Source organism: Streptomyces sp. NPDC033131 (assembly GCF_055578365.1).
Window position 1 is genome coordinate 1 of record NZ_JBVIPA010000010.1, and the last position, 22892, is coordinate 22892.

22 protein-coding genes and 3 pseudogenes are annotated in these 22892 nt (G+C 69.2%); 16 read left to right on the forward strand and 9 right to left on the reverse strand.

The features are described from left to right. Positions 1-204: 204 nt before the first annotated feature. Positions 205-1305 (reverse strand): NAD(P)/FAD-dependent oxidoreductase, encoded by a 1101-nt coding sequence (locus ACZ5XS_RS14970; RefSeq protein ID WP_468651288.1) that lies wholly within the window; start codon positions 1303-1305, stop codon positions 205-207. A gap of 497 nt (positions 1306-1802) precedes the next feature. On the opposite strand from ACZ5XS_RS14970, the pseudogene ACZ5XS_RS14975 reads away from it, so the two are divergent. Further along, positions 1803-1937 (forward strand): annotated as a pseudogene (locus ACZ5XS_RS14975) (lamin tail domain-containing protein); the annotation flags it as partial. Positions 1938-2356: 419 nt separating this feature from the next. After that, entirely contained in the window at positions 2357-2809 is a 453-nt protein-coding gene (locus ACZ5XS_RS14980; protein ID WP_468651290.1) for a DUF5707 domain-containing protein, read from the forward strand. 7 nt (positions 2810-2816) lie between these two features. Here ACZ5XS_RS14980 and ACZ5XS_RS14985 read toward each other — a convergent pair. Beyond that, positions 2817-3254: pseudogene (locus ACZ5XS_RS14985) on the reverse strand (DUF6207 family protein); the annotation flags it as partial. A gap of 424 nt (positions 3255-3678) precedes the next feature. On the opposite strand from ACZ5XS_RS14985, the gene ACZ5XS_RS14990 reads away from it, so the two are divergent. Further along, positions 3679-3816 carry a hypothetical protein gene (locus ACZ5XS_RS14990; protein ID WP_468651292.1) on the forward strand — a complete coding sequence of 46 codons (138 nt, stop codon included), beginning with the start codon at positions 3679-3681 and terminating at the stop codon, positions 3814-3816. Between the two features lie 123 nt (positions 3817-3939). On the opposite strand, the gene ACZ5XS_RS14995 is transcribed toward ACZ5XS_RS14990, so the two are convergent. Together ACZ5XS_RS14995 and ACZ5XS_RS15000 are read right to left on the reverse strand one after the other, a co-directional pair. After that, positions 3940-5367, reverse strand: coding sequence for a coniferyl aldehyde dehydrogenase (locus tag ACZ5XS_RS14995; RefSeq protein ID WP_468651294.1), 1428 nt, complete (start codon positions 5365-5367; stop codon positions 3940-3942). An 88-nt stretch (positions 5368-5455) separates the two neighbouring features. Next, positions 5456-6244 carry an SDR family NAD(P)-dependent oxidoreductase gene (locus ACZ5XS_RS15000; protein WP_468651296.1) on the reverse strand — a complete coding sequence of 263 codons (789 nt, stop codon included), beginning with the start codon at positions 6242-6244 and terminating at the stop codon, positions 5456-5458. A gap of 72 nt (positions 6245-6316) precedes the next feature. Between ACZ5XS_RS15000 and ACZ5XS_RS15005 the strand changes: the two genes are divergently transcribed. Then, on the forward strand, positions 6317-6931 hold the full coding sequence (locus tag ACZ5XS_RS15005; protein ID WP_468651298.1) for a TetR/AcrR family transcriptional regulator: 615 nt from the start codon (positions 6317-6319) through the stop codon (positions 6929-6931). A 275-nt stretch (positions 6932-7206) separates the two neighbouring features. Then, positions 7207-7728 carry a hypothetical protein gene (locus ACZ5XS_RS15010; protein ID WP_468651300.1) on the forward strand — a complete coding sequence of 174 codons (522 nt, stop codon included), beginning with the start codon at positions 7207-7209 and terminating at the stop codon, positions 7726-7728. A 435-nt stretch (positions 7729-8163) separates the two neighbouring features. On the opposite strand, the gene ACZ5XS_RS15015 is transcribed toward ACZ5XS_RS15010, so the two are convergent. After that, the gene (locus ACZ5XS_RS15015) at positions 8164-8778 is read right to left on the reverse strand and encodes a TetR/AcrR family transcriptional regulator (protein WP_468651302.1); all 615 of its coding nucleotides are present in this window, start codon (positions 8776-8778) and stop codon (positions 8164-8166) included. Between the two features lie 105 nt (positions 8779-8883). On the opposite strand from ACZ5XS_RS15015, the gene ACZ5XS_RS15020 reads away from it, so the two are divergent. The 3 genes from ACZ5XS_RS15020 (at position 8884) to ACZ5XS_RS15030 (ending at position 11418) form a co-directional block, all read left to right on the forward strand. Continuing rightward, on the forward strand, positions 8884-10281 hold the full coding sequence (locus ACZ5XS_RS15020; RefSeq protein WP_468651303.1) for an MFS transporter: 1398 nt from the start codon (positions 8884-8886) through the stop codon (positions 10279-10281). A gap of 101 nt (positions 10282-10382) precedes the next feature. Next, positions 10383-10910 (forward strand): aspartate carbamoyltransferase, encoded by a 528-nt coding sequence (locus tag ACZ5XS_RS15025; protein WP_468651304.1) that lies wholly within the window; start codon positions 10383-10385, stop codon positions 10908-10910. A gap of 88 nt (positions 10911-10998) precedes the next feature. After that, positions 10999-11418 (forward strand): GNAT family N-acetyltransferase, encoded by a 420-nt coding sequence (locus ACZ5XS_RS15030; RefSeq protein ID WP_468651305.1) that lies wholly within the window; start codon positions 10999-11001, stop codon positions 11416-11418. A gap of 80 nt (positions 11419-11498) precedes the next feature. Here ACZ5XS_RS15030 and ACZ5XS_RS15035 read toward each other — a convergent pair whose 3' ends face one another. From ACZ5XS_RS15035 to ACZ5XS_RS15050, 4 genes and pseudogenes are all read right to left on the reverse strand, one after another. After that, the gene (locus ACZ5XS_RS15035) at positions 11499-11798 is read right to left on the reverse strand and encodes a hypothetical protein (protein ID WP_468651306.1); all 300 of its coding nucleotides are present in this window, start codon (positions 11796-11798) and stop codon (positions 11499-11501) included. Between the two features lie 24 nt (positions 11799-11822). Further along, positions 11823-11990: pseudogene (locus tag ACZ5XS_RS15040) on the reverse strand (IS110 family transposase); the annotation flags it as partial. 120 nt (positions 11991-12110) lie between these two features. Continuing rightward, on the reverse strand, positions 12111-13244 hold the full coding sequence (locus ACZ5XS_RS15045; protein WP_468651307.1) for a DUF6183 family protein: 1134 nt from the start codon (positions 13242-13244) through the stop codon (positions 12111-12113). A gap of 441 nt (positions 13245-13685) precedes the next feature. Continuing rightward, entirely contained in the window at positions 13686-14189 is a 504-nt protein-coding gene (locus ACZ5XS_RS15050; RefSeq protein WP_468651308.1) for a hypothetical protein, read from the reverse strand. A 98-nt stretch (positions 14190-14287) separates the two neighbouring features. Between ACZ5XS_RS15050 and ACZ5XS_RS15055 the strand changes: the two genes are divergently transcribed. From ACZ5XS_RS15055 to ACZ5XS_RS15090, 8 genes are all read left to right on the forward strand, one after another. Beyond that, positions 14288-14620, forward strand: coding sequence for a glyoxalase superfamily protein (locus ACZ5XS_RS15055; protein ID WP_468651309.1), 333 nt, complete (start codon positions 14288-14290; stop codon positions 14618-14620). Between the two features lie 510 nt (positions 14621-15130). Continuing rightward, a complete protein-coding gene (locus tag ACZ5XS_RS15060; RefSeq protein WP_468651311.1) occupies positions 15131-17071 on the forward strand; it encodes a glycoside hydrolase family 5 protein in 1941 nt (646 codons plus the stop codon). Between the two features lie 409 nt (positions 17072-17480). Next, positions 17481-18146, forward strand: a complete 666-nt coding sequence (locus ACZ5XS_RS15065) for a TetR/AcrR family transcriptional regulator (RefSeq protein ID WP_468651313.1) — start codon at positions 17481-17483, stop codon at positions 18144-18146. 109 nt (positions 18147-18255) lie between these two features. Next, a complete protein-coding gene (locus ACZ5XS_RS15070; protein WP_468651678.1) occupies positions 18256-18525 on the forward strand; it encodes a CocE/NonD family hydrolase C-terminal non-catalytic domain-containing protein in 270 nt (89 codons plus the stop codon). 351 nt (positions 18526-18876) lie between these two features. Further along, on the forward strand, positions 18877-19806 hold the full coding sequence (locus ACZ5XS_RS15075) for an ABC transporter ATP-binding protein (RefSeq protein ID WP_468651315.1): 930 nt from the start codon (positions 18877-18879) through the stop codon (positions 19804-19806). Further along, complete coding sequence (locus ACZ5XS_RS15080) at positions 19806-20696, forward strand: ABC-2 transporter permease (RefSeq protein WP_468651317.1); 891 nt, start codon at positions 19806-19808, stop codon at positions 20694-20696. The genes ACZ5XS_RS15075 and ACZ5XS_RS15080 overlap by 1 nt, the downstream gene beginning before the upstream one ends. A 26-nt stretch (positions 20697-20722) precedes the next feature. Continuing rightward, the gene (locus tag ACZ5XS_RS15085; RefSeq protein ID WP_468651319.1) at positions 20723-22087 is read left to right on the forward strand and encodes a histidine kinase; all 1365 of its coding nucleotides are present in this window, start codon (positions 20723-20725) and stop codon (positions 22085-22087) included. Next, positions 22084-22752 carry a response regulator gene (locus ACZ5XS_RS15090; protein ID WP_468651321.1) on the forward strand — a complete coding sequence of 223 codons (669 nt, stop codon included), beginning with the start codon at positions 22084-22086 and terminating at the stop codon, positions 22750-22752. Before ACZ5XS_RS15085 ends, ACZ5XS_RS15090 begins: the two co-directional genes overlap by 4 nt. Positions 22753-22892 lie beyond the last annotated feature (140 nt).

Below are 22892 nucleotides of genomic sequence, written 5' to 3' on the forward strand. Positions count from 1 at the left end.
GCCCCTCAAACGGGCCCAGCACCGCAACTGGACACCACCCGCACCGGACACCCTCACCATCACTCGGCGAGACAGAACTTAAGTCACCGGCATTGCCCCTAGCCCGGCAGCGAGAGCCGCATCCCAGGCGCCCGCAGGCGGCGGCGACGCGGTCCGGGGCGCACTGCGGGGCGTCCGGCGACATGGTCGCAACTGTTGGGTCGTTCAACGGGGCCGGCCGAGTGCCGCCGCCGGACGCAGGTTCTCCTCGAGTCCTTCGGCCATGGCCGCGCCGGCCAATGCCCGTCCGAGGCGAGGTGCCTGTTTGAAGAGGTTGTGCCCGGCGGCGAAAAAGATTCTGTCAGCTTCCCAGACCGCCATGCCGTCTTCGCTCCACGGCAGGCTTGTCACCCAGCAGTGCAGGTACTCGACGGGCTCGGGGTCGAGGCGGGGCAATGCGCGGGAGACGTACGCGCGGGCGCGGTCGCTGAGTGCCGCCAGTGCTGCGGGGTTCACGAGGCTGCCGTCCTCCCGCACCTCGACCGTTTGGCTGAGGCCCACCGTATATCGGCTGTTGCCCGGGTAGGGGGCTGCGTAGACGCCAACCTCCCCGAAGTCGCCGCTGCTGTCCTGCAGGCAGGCGACCCGTTCCGGGGGCGCTCCCCTGACCTGGAAGGTGAGGCGGACGTGGGCTGCCGGCCGTACGGGTAGCGAAAGGCCCACGTTGCGCGCCAGCCGCGCGGTGCCCAGGCCCGCGCAAACAACGACGGTTGCGTACTCTTCGCGGCCGGCGGCGCTGAGCACCTCCACCGTGCCGCGGCCCGTGGGATGCAGCGAGATGACCTCGTCGGTGACCACGGAGTCACCCAGCGCATCGGCCAGGCTCTCGACCGCGACACGGGTGCGGATGGCACCGCCGTCCTCATCGAGCATCGCGGGACCGTGGTAGTCCGCGAGCAGCGGCATGCTGGCCTGAAGCTCGGCGCTGTCCACGGGCCGGACCGGTATGCCGCCGGCATCCTGCAGAATGCGAAGTCTCCCAGGAACGGGACCGCCCAGGGCGACCACTCCATCCTGGGAGATCAGTTCGGCGCCCAACCGGTCGGCCCACTCGTCCCAGACGGCGCGGCCCTGCCGGGTGAATTCAACCAGGCGGGCGTCGTCGTGCGCGTGACGGAATATGCGGGACTGGCCACTGGACTGACCGCTGCCTGGAACGCCGATTTCGTAGACCCGCGCCGTCGTCCCGCGCTCGGCCAGGGCATAGGCGGTACAGAGTCCGACGATGCCGGCTCCTACCACGGCCACCTCGGGAACCCGGTCCATACGATGGCCTCACTTCGCGTCCCGGAGCTGTCCCCTACGGAGCAGGGGTGAGGTTCATTTGTCGCCGCCTCGAACTGGTGGGTGACTGGACCCGATGGGCGGCGCTGCCAGGCTCTACGCGATACGACGGCGGAACCGCGTCTTCTCCAGCCTCACACCGGTCTGAAAAATGTCAACCGGCCCCCTCAGATGGCAGCCCTGACCGACCGGCGGGGAGCCGCGGGGTCGGACGCCCTGGTCCTGCACAGCCTCACCAAGACAGTCCGCCCGTGAGCAATGCGGCCCCTGGCCGTCGGGCAGTAGTTACCAACGGTGGTGCACTGCCGCGTTGGCTGGACTGCAGAGAAACCGGCGGGCCAGTCGCTGGCGCAGTTCTGACAAGCCGATCGACAGGTCGCTGTCACCGGAGTCGCGCTTCGCGGGCGCGCTCTCCGGTGAGCGGTCGCGTTCTGCTACCCCTGGGTGTCTCCGTGGACGCGACCTGATCCAGGACTGCCCGCCGCAACTGCGTGTGGGACAACCGCTCCGACACCGCCACCCTGCGCAACGACCGCGACCGTTTCGTCGACGAGGCTTCCTGGCGCGACGACCGCGGTGACCGGACCGACCGGGGCGAGCGCCGCTGGCACTGACGCGCAAACCCGCGGGCCGGCGAATGCTGAGTCGGGGCCCGTACGCTTCTGTAACGCGGCGCGCCCGGCCCTTCACCGCCCGGCGTGCCGTTCTGCGTACGTGGGTCTGTGATGCCAGGAGAGGGAGTAGCGGTGTCCGGGGCCGGCCTGCAGGGCACGTCAGGCGGTATTCCGGCCGACCAGCGCATGCCTGGGTACAGCTGTGGCGGGCCACCGTCCTCCGGCCTGCGCCCCTGCGGTGAGGGCGTGAATCCACAGTTCGTGAGTCCCCTGATGGCTCCCGACCGGAACTGGCCCTACTCAGGCCTGAGTTGAGTACGTGTGCTCATACCCGCAGCCCGCTGCGCGGCCAGTATGGGTGCAACGGCGCAGCCGAGAGCGCCGGTCTGGTCCAGCTGAGTCTGTTGGGGGAGTCTTTCATGTCGCGACGTGTCGTTTTGTCCGTGGCCGCCGGTGTCGCCGTGCTCGCAGGTGGCGGAGCGTTCGCCGTTGCCCACGCCGGGGACCAGCCTCTTTCCGTGGCGCACAGCACCGCTCGCTACGCTGCCCCCGACGGCGACCGTGGCGGCTCGTTGACCTTCACCACTGACGTGACGGCGTCCGCGGGTATCAAGGACGTGAAGGTCCTGGCCTGGCCGGCGAACTCGTCCTTCGCCAAGCAGCAGCTGACTGCGAAGGACATGGCCGCCGTCGAGTCGGCCGCCTGCGAGCCGTCCGGTGAGGACACCGTGCACTGCACCTATGCCGTCACCGTCTCCCGTGACGAAGCCGACGCGTCCCCGCGCGGCCTGTGGCACGTCGCCGTCCTGGCCACCGCCAAGGACGGCGACACGACGCTGGACACCACGGCGGCCGACTTCACCGTTGAGTGATCCAGAAGGCGTCCTGGCGCAGGTCGAGGAAGAACCGCAGTCGTACGCCGGGCCCGCCGGGCTCCCGGATCGTACGGTCCGATGGCGCGATGGCGCGAAGGGCGGGTTGTTCGCCTGCGGCGAGCAGCCCCAGCTGCATCGGGGCCAGGATCGAGTAGCGAGCGGTCTTGTAGTCGGCGACACAGTGCAGCGCTTCCTCGTCCGTGGCCGGGGCGAAGTCCCGCTCAAGGTCGATGATCTGGCCCACGAAGGTGTCGGAAGCCGCCCTGCTCTGCACCTCGACCATGGCCTGCCGGATCGCGGGGGGAGCTTTGGGCTCCAGAAGGACCCGCAGGGACAGGGCGAGGGCGAGGTCACCCGCAAGGATGGCCAGGCCGAGGGCGGCCTGCGGATGGTCGGGGAACTTGTGACGGTAGGCGTAGTAGGTGGAGGGGCCGCCCCGGCGGGGTGGGGCTGTCGTCGTGGCCGGCTCCACGACCTGATACTCGACGGCGCTGCCCGGAATGGTTTCCCGTACTTTCGCCACGCGGCCGCCGTTGTCGGCGATGGGGAACGGGTCTTTCGGCACCGGATCGGTCAGCCGTGCTCCTGGCGACCGGTCCTGCCGGCGAGGCGTTCCAGGGCGTTCCATGAACACACTCGGCCACAACAGCGCCACAGGGCCGTCGGCGGGGGCCGGCGTCCTGGATGCAACGCCCGTCCTCGGCGCCGCCGATGACCAGGGTAGGTGCGGTGATACTCCCGAGGGCATCGACCACGCTGCTGCGACCGGCCGGCACCGACCGTACGACGCGGGCCGATACGACTCCACGAACGAGGCGGTCGCATCAGGTGTGTGCCATGTGCCATGTGCCATGTGCCGGGCCTCGGTGAACTCTCTGCAGAGCGACGAGGTCCACTGGGAGGGGCTGATCGTCGGAGGCGACGTCGTCTACAACGGCGTACACCAGATGCTCCTGGAGGCCCCTGGCGGCGGATTCGAGTCGCCTTTCGCCCGCCGAGGGTGAGCCGACTTGAGAGACGGGAAAGGCAGGCTACAGGCGTCCTGGGACTCCGGCACCGCCTCGCTGCGGATTACGCCCGGGCCCGTGCTCCGACGCGGGTGAGGCCTTGGCGGCGGAAGGCGCCGGTTATCGAAGGAAGAAGTTGAGGAGAGCGTCGGCACGCTTGCCGAAGGGGGCATACAGGAGGCGGACGGCGTTGTAGCGGCCTTGTACGTAGATGCCCTTGGGGTGGCTGAGCGTCCGGAAGCCCTCGATCCCGTGGTACTGGCCCATGCCGCTGGCGCCGACGCCGCCGAAGGGGAGGTCGTCCTGCCCGACGTGCATGATGGTGCCGTTGACGGTGACGTTGCCGGAGGTCGTACGGTCGAGGACCTTGCGCCGGTCCGCGTCGTTGCTGCCGAAGTAGTAGAGCGCGAGCGGTCGTGGTCGTGCGTTGACGTACTCGATGGCGTCGTCGATGTCGCGGTAGGGGAAGATCGGCAGGATGGGGCCGAAGATCTCCTCGTGGGCGATGCGCATGTCGTCGGTGACGCCGAGTACGACGGTGGGTGCGAGGGTGTGCGGGCGGTGGGCGGCCTCGCCCGGCCGGTGACCGACCTCGATGATCCGTGCCCCGTGGCTGCGGGCGTCTTCGATCAGGTCGGTGAGGATCGCGTACTGCTTGTCGTTGATGATCGAGGTGTAGTCCTTGCTGGTCGGACCGTCGGGGTAGGCGGCCTTGGCCTGTCTGTCGTAGCTGTCGATGAAGGTGTCGATCTCGGATTCGTGGACCAGGGCGTAGTCGGGGGCTATGCAGGTCTGCCCGCCGCTGAGGAGTTTGCCGAAGACGATGTCGGCCACGGTCCGGTCGGTGACGTGTCCTTTGGCGACGATGGTCGGGGACTTGCCGCCCAGCTCCAGCGTCACGGGGACGAGGTTCTCGCTCGCCGCCTTCATCACGGCTCGTCCGACTTCGGTGCTGCCGGTGAAGACGAGATGGTCGAAGGGCAGGGAGGAGAACGCGGCACCGTCGCCGCTGACGATCGTGACCTGCTCCTGGGGGAAGAGCTCGCTCAGCATCGAGGCGAGCACGGCGTTCGTCGCCGGGACGAACTTCGACGGCTTGAGCATGACGCGGTTGCCGGCGGCTATCGCGGTGACGACCGGCATCAGCGACAGGTTGACGGGATAGTTCCACGGTGAGATGACCCCGACCACTCCGAGCGGCTGGTACTCGATGCGGTTGGTGCTCATACGCATGTGCAAGGCGGTGTGGCGGCCAGTCGGGCGCATGTACCGGCGGAGGTGGCGCTCCAGGTAGTCGATGCCCGGGACGACGCCTCCGACCTCCATCATCGCGGTCTCGTGGCGCGAGCGGTTTCCGAAGTCGGCGCTGATCGCCTCCTCGATGGCGTGGCGCCGGGCGATCAGCGCCGCCTTGAACCTGTTCAGGTCGCTGCGCCGCGCCGCCAGTGAGGGCGCTCCGTCGCGGAGGTAGGCAGCGCGCTGAACGGCGAGGATGTGGCCGAAGCGCTCCGCGTCGGTGGGCGGTGGGGTGACTTCTGTGATGGTCACGATGGTGGTCCTTTGCTGCTGGTGGGGACGACGGAGGGGCAGTGCCGCCTGGGACGTGGAGCGGGTCGCCGAGAGCTGCGGCCTCCGGTCAGGGGCGGGCCATGCGGCCCATGATCCGGACGATCAGGCGGCGCGGCAGGATCTTGCCGGCGAGGGCGATCGGGCGGCCGTTGGTGATCACCGACGGGGGCGCGGAGCGGCGGTCGAGCGTGTCCAGGGCCATCTTCACGACGTGTTCGGGGGTGACTCGCTTCGCGCCGTAGTCGGCCGTCTCGCTGCCGGCGGCGTCGTAGAACTCGGTCTTCGTGGCGCCGGGGCACACGGCGAGGACACGCAGGCCGGTGCCACGGTTCTCTTCCCACAGTGATTCGGTGAAGCTGAGGACGAAGGCCTTGGTGGCGCCGTAGACGCTCAGGTACGGGGTCGGCTGGAAGCCCAAGAGGCTGGCGACGTTGATCAGGATGCCGGTGTCGGCGGAGTTCAGCGGGCCGATGTAGGCGCGGCTGAGGTCGACCAGCGCGCTGACGTTCAGCGCGATCATGCTCTGCAGGCGGTCCGGGTCCTCGTCGGTGAGGGCATTGTGGGTGCCGAAGCCGGCGTTGTTGACGAGTCCGGTGGCGTAGATGCCGCGGGATTCGAGTTCGGCGCGCAGTGTGCGGCCGGCGTCGGGCCGGCCGAGGTCGCGGGCGACGACGTGCACCGTGACGCCGTGGGCGCGGGTGAGTTCGTCGGCCAGGTCCTTGAGCCGGTCCGCGCGGCGGGCGACGAGTACGAGATCCGCACCGCGGCGGGCCAGTTGGTGGGCGAATTCCGCGCCGAGCCCGGAGCTTGCTCCGGTGACGATGACGGTCTGGCGGCGATAGTCAATTTTGCTCATGGATTCACTTTACGCACATGCTTGCACTCAGTGCAATTATTTGCATCGCGCGAAGACATGTACTATCGGTGCATGCCTCCGAAACCGACGCCCCTCCGGGAACAGACCCGCTCGGTGGTTCGCGCGCTCCTCGCCAAAACCGCCCTCGAGCTGTTCGCGGCCAAGGGGTACGACGACACGACACTCGACGAGATCGCCTCGGCAGCGGGGGTCTCCAAACGGACTCTGTTCAACTACTTCCGCAGCAAGGAGGACCTCGCGCTCAACGGCCTGTCCGAGCAGGGGGAATTGATAGCCGCGCGGCTCGCCGAGCGCCCGGCCGACGAGGACCCGTGGACGTCGTTGCGTGCGGCGTTCCAGGTGCTCGAGGAGATGGACCTCACGGCCGAGCGCCGGCTCGAGATGGTCACGCTGCTGTTCGGCAATGAATCCCTGCGCGCCGGCCATGCCGAGAAGCAGGCCCGCTGGCAGGACCTGTTCGCGCCGCTGATCGAGCCGCGACTGCCCGACTCCGACCACCGCCCTCTGCAGGCCCGCGCAATCGCGGCCGCGGCGATCACCTGCCTCCAGGCGGCAACAGAAGAGTGGATGCGCCTGGGCGGACAGGTCGACGTCTCCGACCTCTACGACACGGCCGTACAGGCCATCCGCCGGCCCGCCTCACCACCAGAGAAGACAACGACATGAGCAAGGGCCTGCCCCCGCCGACCTGCCGAACATGGCCGCCGCCCTGCGCGCCGAACGTGCCGGGATGCTGGACTTCACCAGCGGCCTCACCGACGACGAATGGACTGCGCCCAGCGCCGCGGCCGGATGGCGCATCGCCGAGGTCGTCGCCCACCGGCGCGACAGCACGGAACTTCTACACACCCCCCTCTCGGGAGGCGCTGCGGGCCACCAGCCTCGAACGACTCAACGAAGGCCCTGTCGACCGGCGCCGAGGCTGGAGCCGGGCACAGGTCATGGCCGAGTACACCCGCGCCACCCGCCGAGCGACCACGCTCCTCGACCTCATCCGACGTACCCCCGCCACTCGGCTGCGCATACCGCTCGTCGAACTCGGACGCTACCCCTTGGGCTTGTTGATCGGCGGCGCACTCGTCTTCGACCACCACACCCACCTGCGCCACGACATGGCCCCGGCACTCGGCCGGCCCGTGCCGTCCACCGATGCGGACAGGATGCGCGCGGTCCTGACGTGGATGATCGCCGTACTGAGCAATCAGGTCGCGCAGGCACCGGTCGCCGGGCTCGACGCCCGCGTCGCACTGACGCTCACCGGCCCCGGCGGCGGGACCTGGTGGTTTGATGAGGCGGGCGGCCTGGCTCCCTCCGACGGCGCGGTCGCCGCGCACGTCACCGCCCTCGCGTTGACCTTCCCCGACTGGGGCACACAGCGCTCGTCCTGGCGCGACAGCGACGTGACGGTCACCGGCGACACCGACCTCGCCGCCCGCTTCCTCGACACCGTCAACGTCATCTGAGCGGAGTACCAGAGGCCTTCCAGGCAGCCCCATTCCCGTCGGCCACAACATCGCCCGCCGTGTCCGGGCGGTCTCGCAGCGGTCTTGGAGGGCGCTGCCGCCGGCTGGCGGGAGCGCGTGATGCTGTTGCGCGGCCCTGACCGGGAGCCGGCGCGCGGCACGCCGAAGCCGGGGCCAGCGGGTCACTCGCGGACCGCCACCGTGTGGCTCATGTCCGCGTAGCGGGTGCCGACCACCTGCGCCGACAGCGGTTCGAGCGCGGCGAGTTCGGCCGCGGACAGGGCGAGCGCCGCCGCCGCGTTCTCCCGCAGCCGGGCGGACCTGCGGGAACCGGGTATGGGCAGGACGGTGAGGCTGTGGACGCGGGATTTGCCCGTGCCGCCCTGCCCCCTGCGGCCCCTCCCATGCCGAGTTCTTCGCCGTGGGCTGTCGGTGTTACGCCCCGCCGCCGGTTTCGGGTACCGGCTTGCCCGGCGGCGTGAAGGCGGCAAGGACCGTGGCCGTGATGTGGTCGGCGGCGCGGTCGGAGGTGAGGCGGCCGGCGCGAATCTCCTCCGCGGCGCTGTGCATGACCATGTGCAGGACATTGACCAGCCACGCGATCGACAGGTCCGTACGGAAGGCGCCCTCGGCGCGGCCTCGGGCGACCAGGGTCTCGACCCGGGCGGCGGGCCCGGCATGCAGTTCGCGGATACGTCCGGCGGAGAGTTCCTTCTGGGCGGCGACGAGCAGTGCCCGCGCCTGGTCCACCAGATGCCAGCCCGCCTCGACGTAACGCGCGAGGGCGAGCAGCGGATCGCCGGTCAGATCGATCGCGTCCAGTGCCTCGTTGCCCCGGTCGATGGCGCGGCTCATCGCCGCGTCGACGACTTCCGCCCGGGAGGTGAAGTGCGCATACAGCGTCACCCGGCCCACCCCCGCGGCGCGCGCGATCTCGCTCATGCTCGCCTCCGGGTTGCGTCCGAGGCATTCGGCGGCGGCCTGCACGATCGCGTCAATGCTGCGCAGAGCGTCGGCGCGCTTGGTGGCTGTGGAGTTCTTGCTGCCCATGCACCCACACTACCCCGGCAAGTCGTACAGGACTGTTTGGTTTATACCCCCTGGGCGTATAACGTGAACACCCCTGTACGACTTAGTGAGGAAAGGGTGAGCGTCATGAGCGAGACGGAAACCACCACCACACGCGCACCGGATGCGCCGCATCCGCTGCGCTGGACGGCCCTGGGCCTGCTGGGGCTGGCCCAGCTGATGCTGATCCTCGACATCACCGTGGTCGCGATCGCACTGCCCCACATGGGCGCCGAACTGGATCTGGACCGCGCCGCTTTGACCTGGGTGGTCAGCGGCTACGCCCTCACATTCGGGAGCCTGATGCTGCTCGGCGGCCGGGCGGCGGATCTGTTCGGCGCCAAGCGGGTCGTCCTGGCCGGGCTTGCCGTGTTCACCGCCGCGTCGTTGGCCGCCGGACTCGCCACCGGCGCCCCGCTGCTGCTCGGCGCCCGGATCGCCCAGGGGGCGGGCGCCGCGATGCTCTCGCCCGCCGCCCTCTCCGTGGTGGTGCGGCTGTTCGACGGCGACGAGCGCAACCGCGCGCTGGGCATCTGGTCGGCGCTCGGCGGCGGCGGCGCCGCCCTAGGTGTGCTGCTGGGTGGGCTGATCACGGCAGGACCGGGCTGGGCCTGGGTCTTCTTCGTCAACGTCCCCGTAGGCCTGGTCGTCCTCGTCTCGCTGGCCCGGATCCTGCCGAGTCTGCCCCGCGCGACCACCGGCTCCCTCGACGTGCCCGGGGCCGCCCTGGTCGCCGCAGCGACCGGCGCCCTCATCTACGCACTGATCCGGGTCGGCGACCACGGCTGGCTCGACGCCGTCACCGCCGTCCTGGTCGCCTTCTCGGCAGCGGCCTACGCCGCGTTCGCCGCGTGGCAGCGCCGGGCGGCGGCACCTCTGATGGACCTGCGTCTGCTCGGCCGGCGCCCGGTGGTGGCGGGCACTTTCGTGATCGCCGTGACCACGGCGCTGATGGTGGGGGCCTTCTTCCTCGGCTCCTTCTACCTCCAGAACCATCAGGGCCACGGCGCTCTGATGACCGGTGTGCTGTTCCTGCCCGTGGCACTGGTGACGATGGCCGCGGCCACCGCCGCCGGACGTGTGATCGGCCGTCTGGGAGCACGGCTGCTGGCCGGGGTCGCCCTGGCCGTTGCAGCCGCCGGATTCCTCGTGCCGGTGCTCCGGTCCGGAACCGCCGCCATGGTCACCGGTGTGAGCGTCGCCGCGGCGGGCTTGGGCGCGCTGTTCGTCGTCGCCGCGGCCACCGCGCTCAGCAGCGTCGCCCCTCATGAGGCCGGCGTGGCCTCCGGGATCGTCAGCACCTTCCACGAGTTCGGCGCCTCGGTCGGCGCTGCGGTCGTCTCCAGCGCCGCAGCCGCGAGCATCGCCGTCCGCACCGGCGCTCAGGCCGCCTCCGGCTTCGACGACGCGTTCCTCGTCGCCACAGGAGTGGCCGCACTCTCCGCCGTCATCGCCCTGTGGCTGATCCCGACCGAGAACGCGTAAGCCCGTGCCACCCACCAGGCGTTGGCCACGCGATTGAAGCACCCCCATCCGAGACGAGCGGGCGTAGAGCCCGCCCGCGAACTGCCCAAGGGAGGCACTGGATGAACAACAGCAAGCGCCGGCTCTGGATGGCCGGCATCGCCGCAGGGGGTGTCGGCGCGGCACTGGCCGCAGTTCTGCTGATCGGGAACCCGCTGCAGGATGGTGACGACCGGCGGACCGACCGGCAGGAAACGGTGGCCGAACGCGGTCGGACCGTGATGCCCTTCGACCTCGAACAGACCACCCACCACTTCACGCCCACCAAGACGGGCGGGGCCCAGGACGTCGTCGCCGACCAGCCTGACGACGCCAAGCAGACCGGCCTCATACGCACCCATCTCCAGCAGGAGGCCAAAGCCTTCAGCCAGGGCGACTTCGGCGACCCCGCCCAGATACACGGCGACAGCATGCCGGGCCTGGCCGAACTGCAGGAAGGCTACGAACGCATCGAGGTGCGCTACCGGGAACGGCCCCAAGGGGCCACCCTCACCTACACCACCGACGAGCCCGCGCTGGTCGACGCACTGCACGACTGGTTCAAGGCGCAGCTCAGCGACCACGGGGACCACGCAGAATCCGGCCACTGACCAACGAGCCGAACACCGGAGCAGTCCCCTCACTGCGCACATCGCACGATCGGAAGTGGATGGCTTGAGTGATCCTTACGAGTTGAGCATGGGCGTGCCCTCCGTCGAGGTCTTCCGCCGCTTGCGCACCGATGCGGGCCTCTCGGACAAGACCCCCGAGGCGGTCGCGCTCGCCCTGCCCAACACCTGGCACGGGGTGGTGCTCCACCACGAAGGAGAGCCGATTGGTATGGGGCGCGTCATCGGGGACGGCGGTACCGCGTTCCAGATCGTCGACCTGTGCGTACACCCCGCACACCAGAGACGCGGCCTCGGCAGGCGCATCATGGCCGCGCTCACCGAGGAACTGGAACGCCGGGCGCCTGCGACCGCCTACGTCTCCCTGATCGCGGACGGCCCCGCGCGCTTCCTGTACGAGCAGTTCGGCTTCGCCGACACCGCAGCGCACGAATCCATCGGCATGTACCGCGTGATGAGCGGGGGTGCCTCTGTGTCTTTGGTCGAGTAGGGAGGGTCGTCCGCGGAAATTTCCCAGCCCTGGGCGACGTGAAGGTGGGCCCACTGGGAGTGCGAGTCCTGGGCGGGTGATCAGGGCAGGTCTTCGTCCGGGTGCAGGTATGTGTCGTTCTCGGCGTAGTGGACGACTGCCTCGCATGCCTGTTGCGGGGAAGGAAGGACCCCGTCACGGTGCGCACGCCAGGTCTCCAGGACGTCGCGGATCAGGAAGGTTTCCAGGAGGTAGGTGCGGCCGTCTGCATCTGGCCGGCTTGTGCCTTCCCGGTGGGGGACAGCCATCGCGTCGCTCTGCGTAGTCCAGGGCTCGCTGGCGAAGACGGTCAGACCGTCATCCCTCTCGGTCAGTTGGCTGATCAGTTCTGCAAGTGTCACGTGTACTCCGGCTCGGCTCATCGGCTAACTGCAGAGTCCCATGTGGCGTGGGGTTCTGGGTTCGTAGAAGGTGCCGTCGCGGAGCATCGCGAAGAGCACGTTGATCCGCTGACGGGCAAGGCGGAGGAGGGCCTGGGTGTGGGTCTTTCCGCGGGCCCGGCACTTGTCGTAGTAGGTGCGGGAGGCGGGATCGCAGCCCGGTGAACACCACTGTCAACTGCCGGCGTTGAGCGATGACGCAACGGCCGGGCTGGGTACCGGACGCACAGTGTCGGGGTGCTTCCCCCGCCGAGTGACGACTGACTGCGCAGATCAGTCGGTGTCCGTCGCTGCGAGTACGGCGATACGGCGGCCGTCAGGGGAGAGGGCGACGATGCCGTAGTCGTCCAGGTCGTTGTAGAACCATTCGGTGTCGGCCTCGAAGCGATACCAGGTACAGGCCCGGGCTCGCTCCTCGACTTCGGATGCGTTTGCCTCCGGGTACTCGGCTCCGCAGAGCCCCGCGAGGGAGAGCCAGGCGCTGAAGCGCCCCCAGGCACCGTGGACGCCCGCCGAGCCGATTCCGCCGGTCGAGGCGGTCATGAACAACGTCAGCCAAACCGAGTCGAGCGTGCACGCCTCCCCTTCGAACCGGTCCTGCTCACCCAGTCCCCGCAAGCAGTCCAACGGCAATGCGGTCACGACTCCCGGCAGATCCTCGGGGGCGACGGGCTGATCCAGGACGAAGACCCGCGCTTCGTGGTTGCACCATCTGCCGTCTTTGGCCGGCCTGCTGATCAGGTCGACCAGATGCGCGGGTGTGGCCTCCCGGACGCGGTGGGCGGCGCCGGCCCGACGTGCAGCCACATCGACAGACGTGGGCGACTTCATCACCGGGACGGATCCGGAGGCACCGCCCTGGTAGCCACGGTTCGGCAACCACCTTCTCAGGTCCGGCCCCTCCATCTCCGAGAGCCGGGCCGGCAGCCAGGAAAGACCGCTCCAGTAGGCCGGGCGGAAATCGGGGCGTTGAGTGGCATGGGGGACCAGCGTGTCGGGGTCTGCCCCGCGCAAGAGCAACTCGTGGAAGAGGCAGGCCCGTAGCGCATGGTGCTCTTTGCCTTCGGGGTGCCACAGTACGTACAGCGCGTCGTCCAGCGACTGCGCCTCCGCGATCAGTGAAGCGAGCAGGCGCTCGTCGCTCGTACCCGAGTACCGCACCTGACCACTCAGGGCCAAAAGCCGCTCCATGAACGGTCGCCCGGGAGTGAGTGCCAGGACCCGCTGCAGGAACGTGAGGTCGCGATGTAGCCACCTCAGTCGTTCCTCGATGTGCTGAGCCTCCGCGCCGAGCGCCTCACCGAGTACGCCGATCCGCTCAGCCTCCCCACTCCTGGCCCACGCCTCGATGGTGATCCAGGGGTATCGCTCACCGGCGTCCCCTCCCCGCGTGTCCACGTTCGCCATGTGCTGCCTTCCCCCGTGAGCCGTCTGAATCATCCGCGAGAGTAGAAGACTGAGAACCCTGGTGCGAACTCTCCTGCGAGGCGACCCGCACCCCGTACGGGGTCGCGAGCGTCAGGCACTGCGCGCTGGATTCGCACACCGCGATGGACGCAACCTCCCGGACGGTTCGCATCCCCCGGACCTCTCGCGGCCTGGCCCGCACCCTCTCGGCCTGGATGGTCGCCGGCGAGGCGACCATCAATAAGATCACCGCCCTGCGGGGCACCCTGGCAGCCCTGACGGACCCATGCACTGCACCGCATGGGCGGCGCGGGGGGTCTGCTGCCGGTGACGCCGGTGACACTCACGTCTGGGGCTCTGCGTAACGGCCTTGTCTCACATTCGTTGGTGACAGTCCTCTGCCCGCCTGCGCGGTGCTGGGCGGGCAGAGGAGCGGGATGCTCAGTGCGCCCGTACGGATGCGCCGTAGCTGTCACTCTGCCGAAGCACCGTCACTGGTGCTGCCGGTGCCGGCCACGCCTGGATGAGGTACCACTCCGTTACCTCGTCGGGTGCGAGGTCGACTGCGGTGTCCCGGCCGCGTGCGTGAATGCGCAGCCGGTAGTCGCCTGGGCCACAGGAGGACAGGACGGGGAGTTCTTCGTCAAGGTCGTCCATTGGGCCGCGGACCATGAGATCGCCCGACGTGGAGTGTGCGGAGATTTCAACGACTTCCTGCCAGCCGCCGGAGTCCGGCGCGGGCTCGGTTTCGTGAAGCGTGACGGTGACGTCCACGTCGCCGGTGTGGATGCCGGTGACGACGATGGTGACGCCGTCGGTGACCTGCACGAGTCCGTTGTGCTCGGGGTGCAGGTCGGGGCCGGTCGGTCCGTCCTCGTCGCTGATGTTGAACTGGTGATACTGGACGGGGACAGGTCCGTTGCCTCGTCGGGTGTCGTGGCTCATCTCGCAGTCCTCATGCGGCTGGTGCGGGTCTACTGGGCGCTGGGAGACTGGTGCCGCGTCAGGCAACGCTCGCCCTGGTGGTCTGTGACGATGGCTCTATGGACGAGGAAGTCATTCCCATTCTTCGCGTTGAGGACGCTGCGGCGGCGGTCGCCTGGTATGAGCGCCTGGGCTTCGCCAAGCTGTGGGAGCACCGCTTCGAGCAGGGTCTTCTCGCGTTCGTCGAGGTCGCCCGGGGCAGGGTGCGGTTGATCTTGTCGGAGCACAAGGGAGATGCCCGCCCTGACACGTTGGCCTATCTCCGTATTCATGCTGTCGAGGTCATCGCTTCCGAGTTCGGTGTGCAGGCGAAAGACGCTCCGTGGGCGCCTGAGATTGAGCTGCACGACCCTGACGGCGACCGGCTTCGGATCGGCACGCCGACGGAATGACCCTCGCCCGCCGCGCGCGGCAGGGAAGCTGTGCCGGTGGCTGAGCGAGTGCGCGTCCGACGTTCTCCAGCGGCGTTGCGTCCCGCCGTCGGCTGAGTATGGCATCGAGTGCGTCCGGAAAACTGGCACTGGCTTTGGCTCGGTGCATCTCCTTGAGCGCCTCCCGGTAGCGGCACGGCACTCAGGGTCCCACAGCTCCGTAAGGGGCTTCGGCGCCACCCTCGGAGCACCCGATGCGTCGAACTCAGCGCTGCTGACGGGACGCGGCGGATCGCTGCGGAGGACGGTGATACGAGGGTCGGCGACGTCCGGCGTGAAGAGCACCGATGTCGTCCAGGAGCAGGTGGCCGAAACGGAGTCCGTCTCAGGGAGCATGGCGAGACCTCCCGGTCTGCACTGCACGACTGCCACGCACCACTCGTGATCGGGTGCGGTACGTGACTGGACTGATGCCGCATCAGCCGCCATGATGACGTCGCCATGACAAAGACGTCTCTTGGGTGGTGACCCGTGCGCGGATCCTTCGTCAGAGCCACGTTGGCCGCCGTGTTACTCCTGGCGCCCCTGACGCCCGTCCCCGCAGCCGCACAGGGTCCCGCCCCCGAGACGGGTACACCGTCCGAAAGGGCCGTGCCCGCCGTGCCCGCCGCGGCCAACTGGACGGCACCGCTCAGCACGCGAGGCCGCTGGATCGTCGACGCGGACGGAGACCGCTTCAGACTGCGGTCCGGCAACTGGCATGGAGCCAGCGGAACGTGGAACGGTTCGGGAAGCGCCGACGAGGACGCCAACCACCACGCGGGCGAGAACTCCGGCCGGATACCGCTCGGCCTGGACCGCGCCCCCATGGCCGAAATCATCGCCGGTTTCCGGGAGATCGGGATCAACAGCATCCGACTGCCCTTCTCCAACGAGATGATCCACGACAGCGTCCCCGTCACGGACCACGCCGTCGCCGCCAACCCCTCCCTGCGCGGCAAGACCCCACTCCAGGTGCTCGACGCCGTCGTCCGCGAACTCACCGCTGCCGGCCTCGCCGTGATCCTCAACAACCACACGAACACCACCCGCTGGTGCTGCGGAGTCGACGGCAACGAACGCTGGAACGCGAGCCGGTCCACCGAGACCTGGGAGAACGACTGGCTCTCCATGGCCCGCCGCTACAAGGCCAACCCGCGTGTCGTCGGCGCCGACCTCTACAACGAGGTGCGCCGCGACATCTGGGACGACCCCAACTGGGGCCTTGGTGACAACCACGACTGGTTCGCCGCCTCGCAGCGCGTGGGCGACCGCATCCTGACAGAGGCCAACCCCAATCTGCTGATCATCGTCGAGGGCATCAACTGGACCGGCATCCCTGTCGACGGCCTCGCGCACGAACGTCCCACCCTGGAACCCGTACGCCGCCTTTCACACACGCTCGTCGACTCCGGCAAGCTGGTGTACTCCGCCCACTTCTACGACTACACCGGCCCCAACCACAGCGGCGCCACCGGAACGGGCGAGACCACCGACCCCCGCTACCGCGACCTGACCCCCACCGAACTGATCGACGTACTGAACCGCCAGGCGTTCTTCGTCACCGGCGAACAGAACCAGCACTTCACCGCCCCCGTCTGGATCAGCGAGTTCGGTGTCGGAGGCCGTGAGGAGACCGGTTCCCGGCAGCGCGCCTGGTTCGGGAACTTCGTCGACCACCTGATCCGCACCGACGCCGACTTCGCGTACTGGCCGCTCGTCGGCTGGCACGAGAACCGCACCGGCAACGGCTGGGCCCTGCTGCACTGGGACGCGGCGGGCAACCGTATGGGCCTGTACGACGGTGATGACTGGCGTGCCACCGCCTGGGCCAGGCTCGTCGGGGCCCAGAGCCGCACCGGCCGCATAGCCCCCGTGACGGACTGGTCGATGCTCAGCCCCGACCACGGCGACTTCGTCCAGTCGCGGCGGATACGCGCCCTGCCCGACTGGGACGCCGGAGCCCGTAAGGCCGTCTGCCCCGACGACCAACGCCTCCTCGGCCTCAGCCACACCGGCAACCGCGGCCTGTGCTCGGACGTGTCCGCCGGTCCCAAGTGGGACCCGGCCGCCGGACACAAGGTGATCGTCGACGAGCGATACGTCATGCCGGGCCGGGACTGGGCGACCGGATACACCAAACTCCAGTGCCCCGACGGCCACTTCCTGACCGGCTACAGCGCCCGTGGCGCCGCTCTCTCCGCCGTCCTGTGCGCAGCCGCCGCGCCCGGCTCGATCACCGGCACGAGCGGCCGCACCGTCTGGTTCGACCGCGGCGACAGCAGGGGCTCGGCACCCAAGGGCGGCGACTTCGCGCAAGGCCACTACAAGGGCCAGTGCGCGGACGACGAGTACGCGGCCGGGATCGCCTTCACCGGCCGGGTGGGCTCGTCGCGCACCCCCGACGCGCTGTACTGCCGACAGCGGAGCTGATCCGCCGCCCACCTGGCCTGTCTGCGCGAAGGTCTCGGATGCGGGTACCTGGTCGGTATCCGCCGCACCCGTGTGGTCTCCCATTCGTGGGCAGCTGTCGTAGGTGCCATCGCGCTTGGTGGCGACGCTGCCCGTCCGGCGCCGGGTGCGCAGCGGATCCCGACGGGTCAAGGGACGGCGTGCGGGGCGGAGCGCACGTTCGCGCCTTCGATGGCGCAGTCGCAGACGGCGCGGCCTTCTGGAGTGAATCTGACGAGTGTCAGGTAAGCTGGGCTCCCAAGCCGGTCGCCGGCCCGGCTCGCCCCGCGGGGGAGGGCGGTTCTTCGGTACAGAGCGCGACGACTCACCGACGAAGACATCGGCGCACCGCACGGCACGCAGGAACGAATCAGCAGCAGTGGAGGCAGTAGTGGGAGCACGAGCCGAGTCGGTTCGTCGGCCAGGGCGCCCCGGGGCGGGCACCCCCGAGGTGCCCGAGACCGAGAGCATCCTGCTGCGAGGGCTCGAGGCCTTCGCGGAGCTGGGGTACGACCATGCCTCCGCGCGCGAGCTGGCCCGCCGGCTGGGCGTCAGTCACAACTTCATCAACGACCGGTACGGGTCCAAGGCGGCGTTCTGGCGTGCGGTGGTGGACCACGCGCTGGGGGCACAAGTGGAGCGCATGCCGCAGGTGGATCCCTCGCTGGACGACGCCGAGCGGCTTCGGCAGATCATCACCGGCTTCTATCGGACCGCGGCGGACGCGCCACTGATCGGACGGATCTTCGTCAACGAATTCACTCTGGACACCGACCGGCTGGACTACCTGTACGACAACTACATCGCCCCGATCCTGCAGCCCATGAGGTCCTGCATCGACCGTCTCGTGGCTTCCGGACGCATGGCGGCCGTCCCGATGGACGTGCTGTTCTTCGCGATCATCCCTCCCATCTCGGGGATGGTGGAGGTGCCGCTGGCGCGACGCCTGGGACGGTCCGAGGCCGCGTCGCCGGAGCAGCTCACGGCCACGGCCGAAACGCTGGCGACGCTCGTGATCAACGGGCTGCTCGCATCAGGCTCTAGGGGTCGCCCCTGAGCTGGATCGACGACGACCTGCCCAAGCGGGAACTGAGCCGGGGCTGGTTGAAGGCGTCCAACCGGGCGCGGACGAGGAGCGGTCCACGCCGTGGAAGCCGTTCCACAAGCTGACGCGCGCCGAGCGAGAGCCGGCTGTGCCGGGCGAGATCGTAGAGTGCGACATCGAAATCTCGGCGACCGCCAACGAGTTCCGCCGCGGTCACCGGATCTGCCTGGAGATCACCAGCATGGACACCCCGACGGGGATGGCCGGGGCGACCAATGCCGCATACGTGCCGTACCACGTGTGCAGTTCGAAGACCACGCTGCACCACGTTCACCACAACTCGGCCTACCCCTCGCACCTTGTGCTGCCGGTGATTCCTCATGAGCGCTGACCTGATCACCGACCCGTCCACACGCTCCGTGAGGCGCGGGTATGGCTGCGCGACCACCTGGCCATCCGGCGCAACCCGTTCCACGCCCCCACCGATTCAATGCACGACCGCGCCGCCCGGGTGCGATCCGGATGGGTGGCATTGCCGATGGGACCGAAGCAGACGATCAGGCCATCGGTGTCGGCCACAACCACCGTCGTACGCGGAGCCCCTCCCAGTGGTACCGCGGTACCACTGGGACGCTGAAGATTCCTCTCCGGGCCCATAGTTCAGACCTGCGCCACGCCTAACTTCGAACGCAGGCGCGGCGCATCCGCGGCCGAGTTCACAGCAGGAAAGGCCCAAACTCCCATGATCGAAGCGCGTGAGCTGACGAAGCGCTACGGCGACAAGACGGTCGTCGACAGCCTGACCTTCACCGTCAAGCCCGGTGAGGTGACCGGCTTCCTCGGCCCCAACGGCGCGGGCAAGTCCACGACCATGCGCATGATCGTCGGCCTGGACTCCCCCACGAAGGGCTCGGTCACCGTCGATGGCAAGTCGTACGCCAAGCACGCCGCACCCTTGCACGAGATCGGCACACTGCTGGAGGCCAAGTCCGTCCACCCCGGGCGCAGCGCGGTCAACCACCTGAGGGCGCTCGCGTACACCCACGGCATTCCGCGGCGCCGGGTGGACGAGGTAATCGAGCTGGCCGGACTGACCAGCGTGGCCGACAAGCGGGTGGGCGCGTTCTCGCTCGGCATGGGGCAGCGGCTCGGCATCGCCTCGGCCCTCCTCGGCGACCCGGCGATCGTCATGCTCGACGAACCGGTCAACGGCCTCGACCCCGAGGGCGTGCTGTGGGTGCGCAACCTCCTGCGTGGGCTGGCCGACGAGGGCCGGGCGGTAATGCTCTCCTCGCACCTGATGAGTGAGACCGCGCTGATCGCCGACCACCTGGTCATCATCGGGCGCGGCCGGCTGCTCGCCGACACCACGGTCGACGACTTCACGCGAGAGGCCGGCGGCTCAGGCGTGAAGGTCTGCACCACCGAAGCCAGGAGGCTGCGCTCGCTGCTGGCGGGCCCGGACGTCACGATCAGTTCCTCCTCCGCCGAGGAACTGCTGGTCACCGGACGTGACGCCCGTGAGATCGGGGCGATCGCCGCCCAGCACGGGTTGGCGCTGTACGAGCTCACCCCGCAGGCCGTCTCCCTGGAGGTGGCGTTCATGGACCTCACCCGCGATGTCGTCGAGTACCAGAGTGCTCCGGCCGGCACCGAACGAAAGGCCGCCTGATGCCCGCCACCGCACTCCGCCGCATCCAGCGCCCCGGCAAGCGCTCCAAAATGTCCGCAGCGCCCGATCCCACGACGCCGGCCACCTCCGGGACGACCTACAAGGTGACCGGCGTCCGGGTACTGCGTTCGGAGTGGGCCAAGTTCTGGTCGCTGCGCTCGAGCTGGATCACCCTGGGCGTCGCTGTCTTCCTGCTGATCCTCTTCGGGACGGTCGCCAGCTACACCTACAGTCCCGACGCCGTCGACACCGGCGGGCCGCCCGGACCGGGCAACGGCGGCGACAGCGACGCCATCGGTCTGGCGCTGACGGGGGTTACCTTCGCGTCCCTGGCCATCGGCGTGCTCGGGGTGCTGCTGTCCGCGGGCGAGTACACCACGGGCATGATCCGTTCCACCCTCGCCGCGGTTCCGCGACGGCTGCCCGTTCTGTGGTCCAAGGCCGCCGTGATCGGACCCATCGCCCTGTTCCTCACCTCCGTCGGCGCGCTGGCCGCGTTCCTGCTGGGCACACCGGGCCTGGACGGCGAGAAAATCGCGCTCTCGCTGAGCGACGACGGTGTACTGCGCAGCCTGGCCGGCGCCGGCGGTTACCTCGCCTTGGTGGCCGTCTTCGGTGTGGCCCTGGGCATGCTGCTGCGCTCCTCCGCCGGGGCCATCGCGGCCCTGGTCGGCGTCCTGCTGATCCTGCCCGGTCTGGCTTCGCTGCTGCCCGACTCCTGGTACGACACGCTCAGCCCCTACTTCCCCAGCAACGCGGGGTCGGCCGTCTACGCCCTGCACCAGTCCTCGGACGCCCTCTCGCCCGGGGCCGGGATCGCCGTCTTCGCCGGCTGGGTGGCACTGACCCTCGCCGGGGCTGCCGTCCGGCTGGTCCGGACCGACGTCTGACCGTGGTCACGAGGGAAATGGTGTCCATGAGCGTGGAACGCGCGGCCGCCGATGAGGACACCGCCCAGGGGGCCGCCCGCCCGCAGCCCCCTGGGGTCGACGCCGACTGGACGCACCCCGTCCTGGGGCGTATGTGGCGCGGTCATCAGGACCGGAAGCGGCTGGACCGCCGGCATCCTTGGCTGTTCGACACCGCGGTGGTGCTGGTCGTCGTATGCGTCAGCATTCCCGACCTGATCTGGGGCAGCGGTGGCTCGCCCTTCAGGGACACGGATTCCCGTGACCAGCTGCCGTCGGCCGTCCTGTTCGCCTTCACCGCCGCACTCGCCATTCCCCTGTGGTGGCGGCGTAGGGCTCCGGGTGTCACCTTCTTGGTGATCGCTTCGGTGTCCCTGGTCCAGTCGTCGCTGGGCCTTTGGCTGCAGGCCGGCATCAGCGCCGTCATCGCCCTGTACGCCCTCGCCCGCCGAGGTTCGTTGCGGGTGCTGGGCTGCGCCTTCGTGATGGCTGCCACCAACGTGATCGTGGCCGTCAGTGTCCCGGCGCGTGTCGACGATCCGTTCCTCGGTGTCTTCTTCCTGATGGCGCCGATCACGGCGGCCACGGCCATGGGCCTGACGCTCCGGATCCGCCAGATGTATCTGGCGGCGCTGGAGGACCGCGCCAGGCGTCTGGAGATCGAACAAGAACAACGTGTCCGGCTCACCGCCGCCGCCGAGCGCTCCCGGGTAGCCCGCGAGATGCACGACATCGTCGGCCACAATCTCTCCGTCATGGTCAGCGTCGCGGACGGCGCCGCGACTCTCGCCGCCAACAGGAACGAGCAGTCCGCCGAAGCCCTGCGCATCCTCGGCGACACCGGCCGTCAGGCCATGAGCGAACTGCGCCGGGTGCTGCGCGTCCTGCGCGAGGAGCAGGACGACGAGACGATGCTCAGCCCGCAGCCCGGGATCCGTGATCTTGACCCCTTGCTGGCACGCGTGCGCGCAGCGGGACTGACGGTGACCTACCGAACCGTCGGCGACCTCGACGCACTGGGCAGCGGCGTCCAGCTCAGCGTCTATCGCATCGTCCAGGAATCCCTGACCAACACGCTCAAGCACGCGGGCAGGGGCTCCACCGCCGAAGTCACCGTGGCCGCCGACTCGGGCAAGGTGCGGATACGGGTCGCCGACACCGGGGTGCCGCCGGGAGCGCCGCCGCGAGCGAAGCGGGGAACCCAGACCGACGACCCCGGCCACGGCCTGGTCGGCATCCGTCAGCGGGCCGCCATGTACAGCGGCTCCGCCACCATCGGCCCACGTGGGACGGGACACGGCTGGACCGTGGAGGTCGTGCTCGACGTACCTGCCGCACCCGCCCCGTCGGCACCAGGAGAATACTTGCCATGACCACCATTCTCATCGCCGACGACCAGCCTCTCCAGCGCATGGGTGTCCGCATGCTCATCGAGGGAACCCCGGGCCTGACCTCGGTCGGTGAGGCGGAGCACGGTGCCCAGGCCGTCCGCATGGTCGCCGAACTCCGACCGGACGTCGTGCTCATGGACATCCGCATGCCAGGGATGGACGGCATCGAGGCAACCCGTCGCATCATCGCCGCCGGCGGCCGTACCCGAGTGCTCATCGTGACCACCTTCGACCTGGACGAGTACGCGTATGAAGGCCTGCGGGCGGGAGCCAGCGGCTTCCTGCTCAAGGACGCCCGCCCGGAGGAGCTCGTCGCGGGCATCCACGCGGTCGCGACCGGTGACGCCGTCGTGGCCCCCCGCCTCACCCGGCGCCTGCTGGACGCCTACGCCCACCAGGTGCTCGCTCCGGCCGGCACTTCCGCCCCAGAGGACCCCCGACTGCAAACCCTCAGCGAACGCGAACGTGAGGTCCTGGTCGCCATCGGTCAGGGCTGGACGAACACCGAGGTCGCCGAGCGGCTCGTCCTCAGCGAGTCCACTGTGAAGAAGCACGTCAGCCACGTCCTGACCAAGATCGGGGCGCGCGACCGGATCCAGGCCGTGATCATGGCGTACGACGCCGGGCTGGTCAGGGCGAGGTCATAGCCGGGAGCGCCCCCGAAGCCGGCCGGCTCCCGCCGTTCGTCTCGTCGATGACGTCGGTATTCCTCCCTCACTCGGCATGGAGAAGACAGGCACGGTCTCCGTACTCATCGTCAACGACCAGTTCCTGGAGCGCCCCGCCT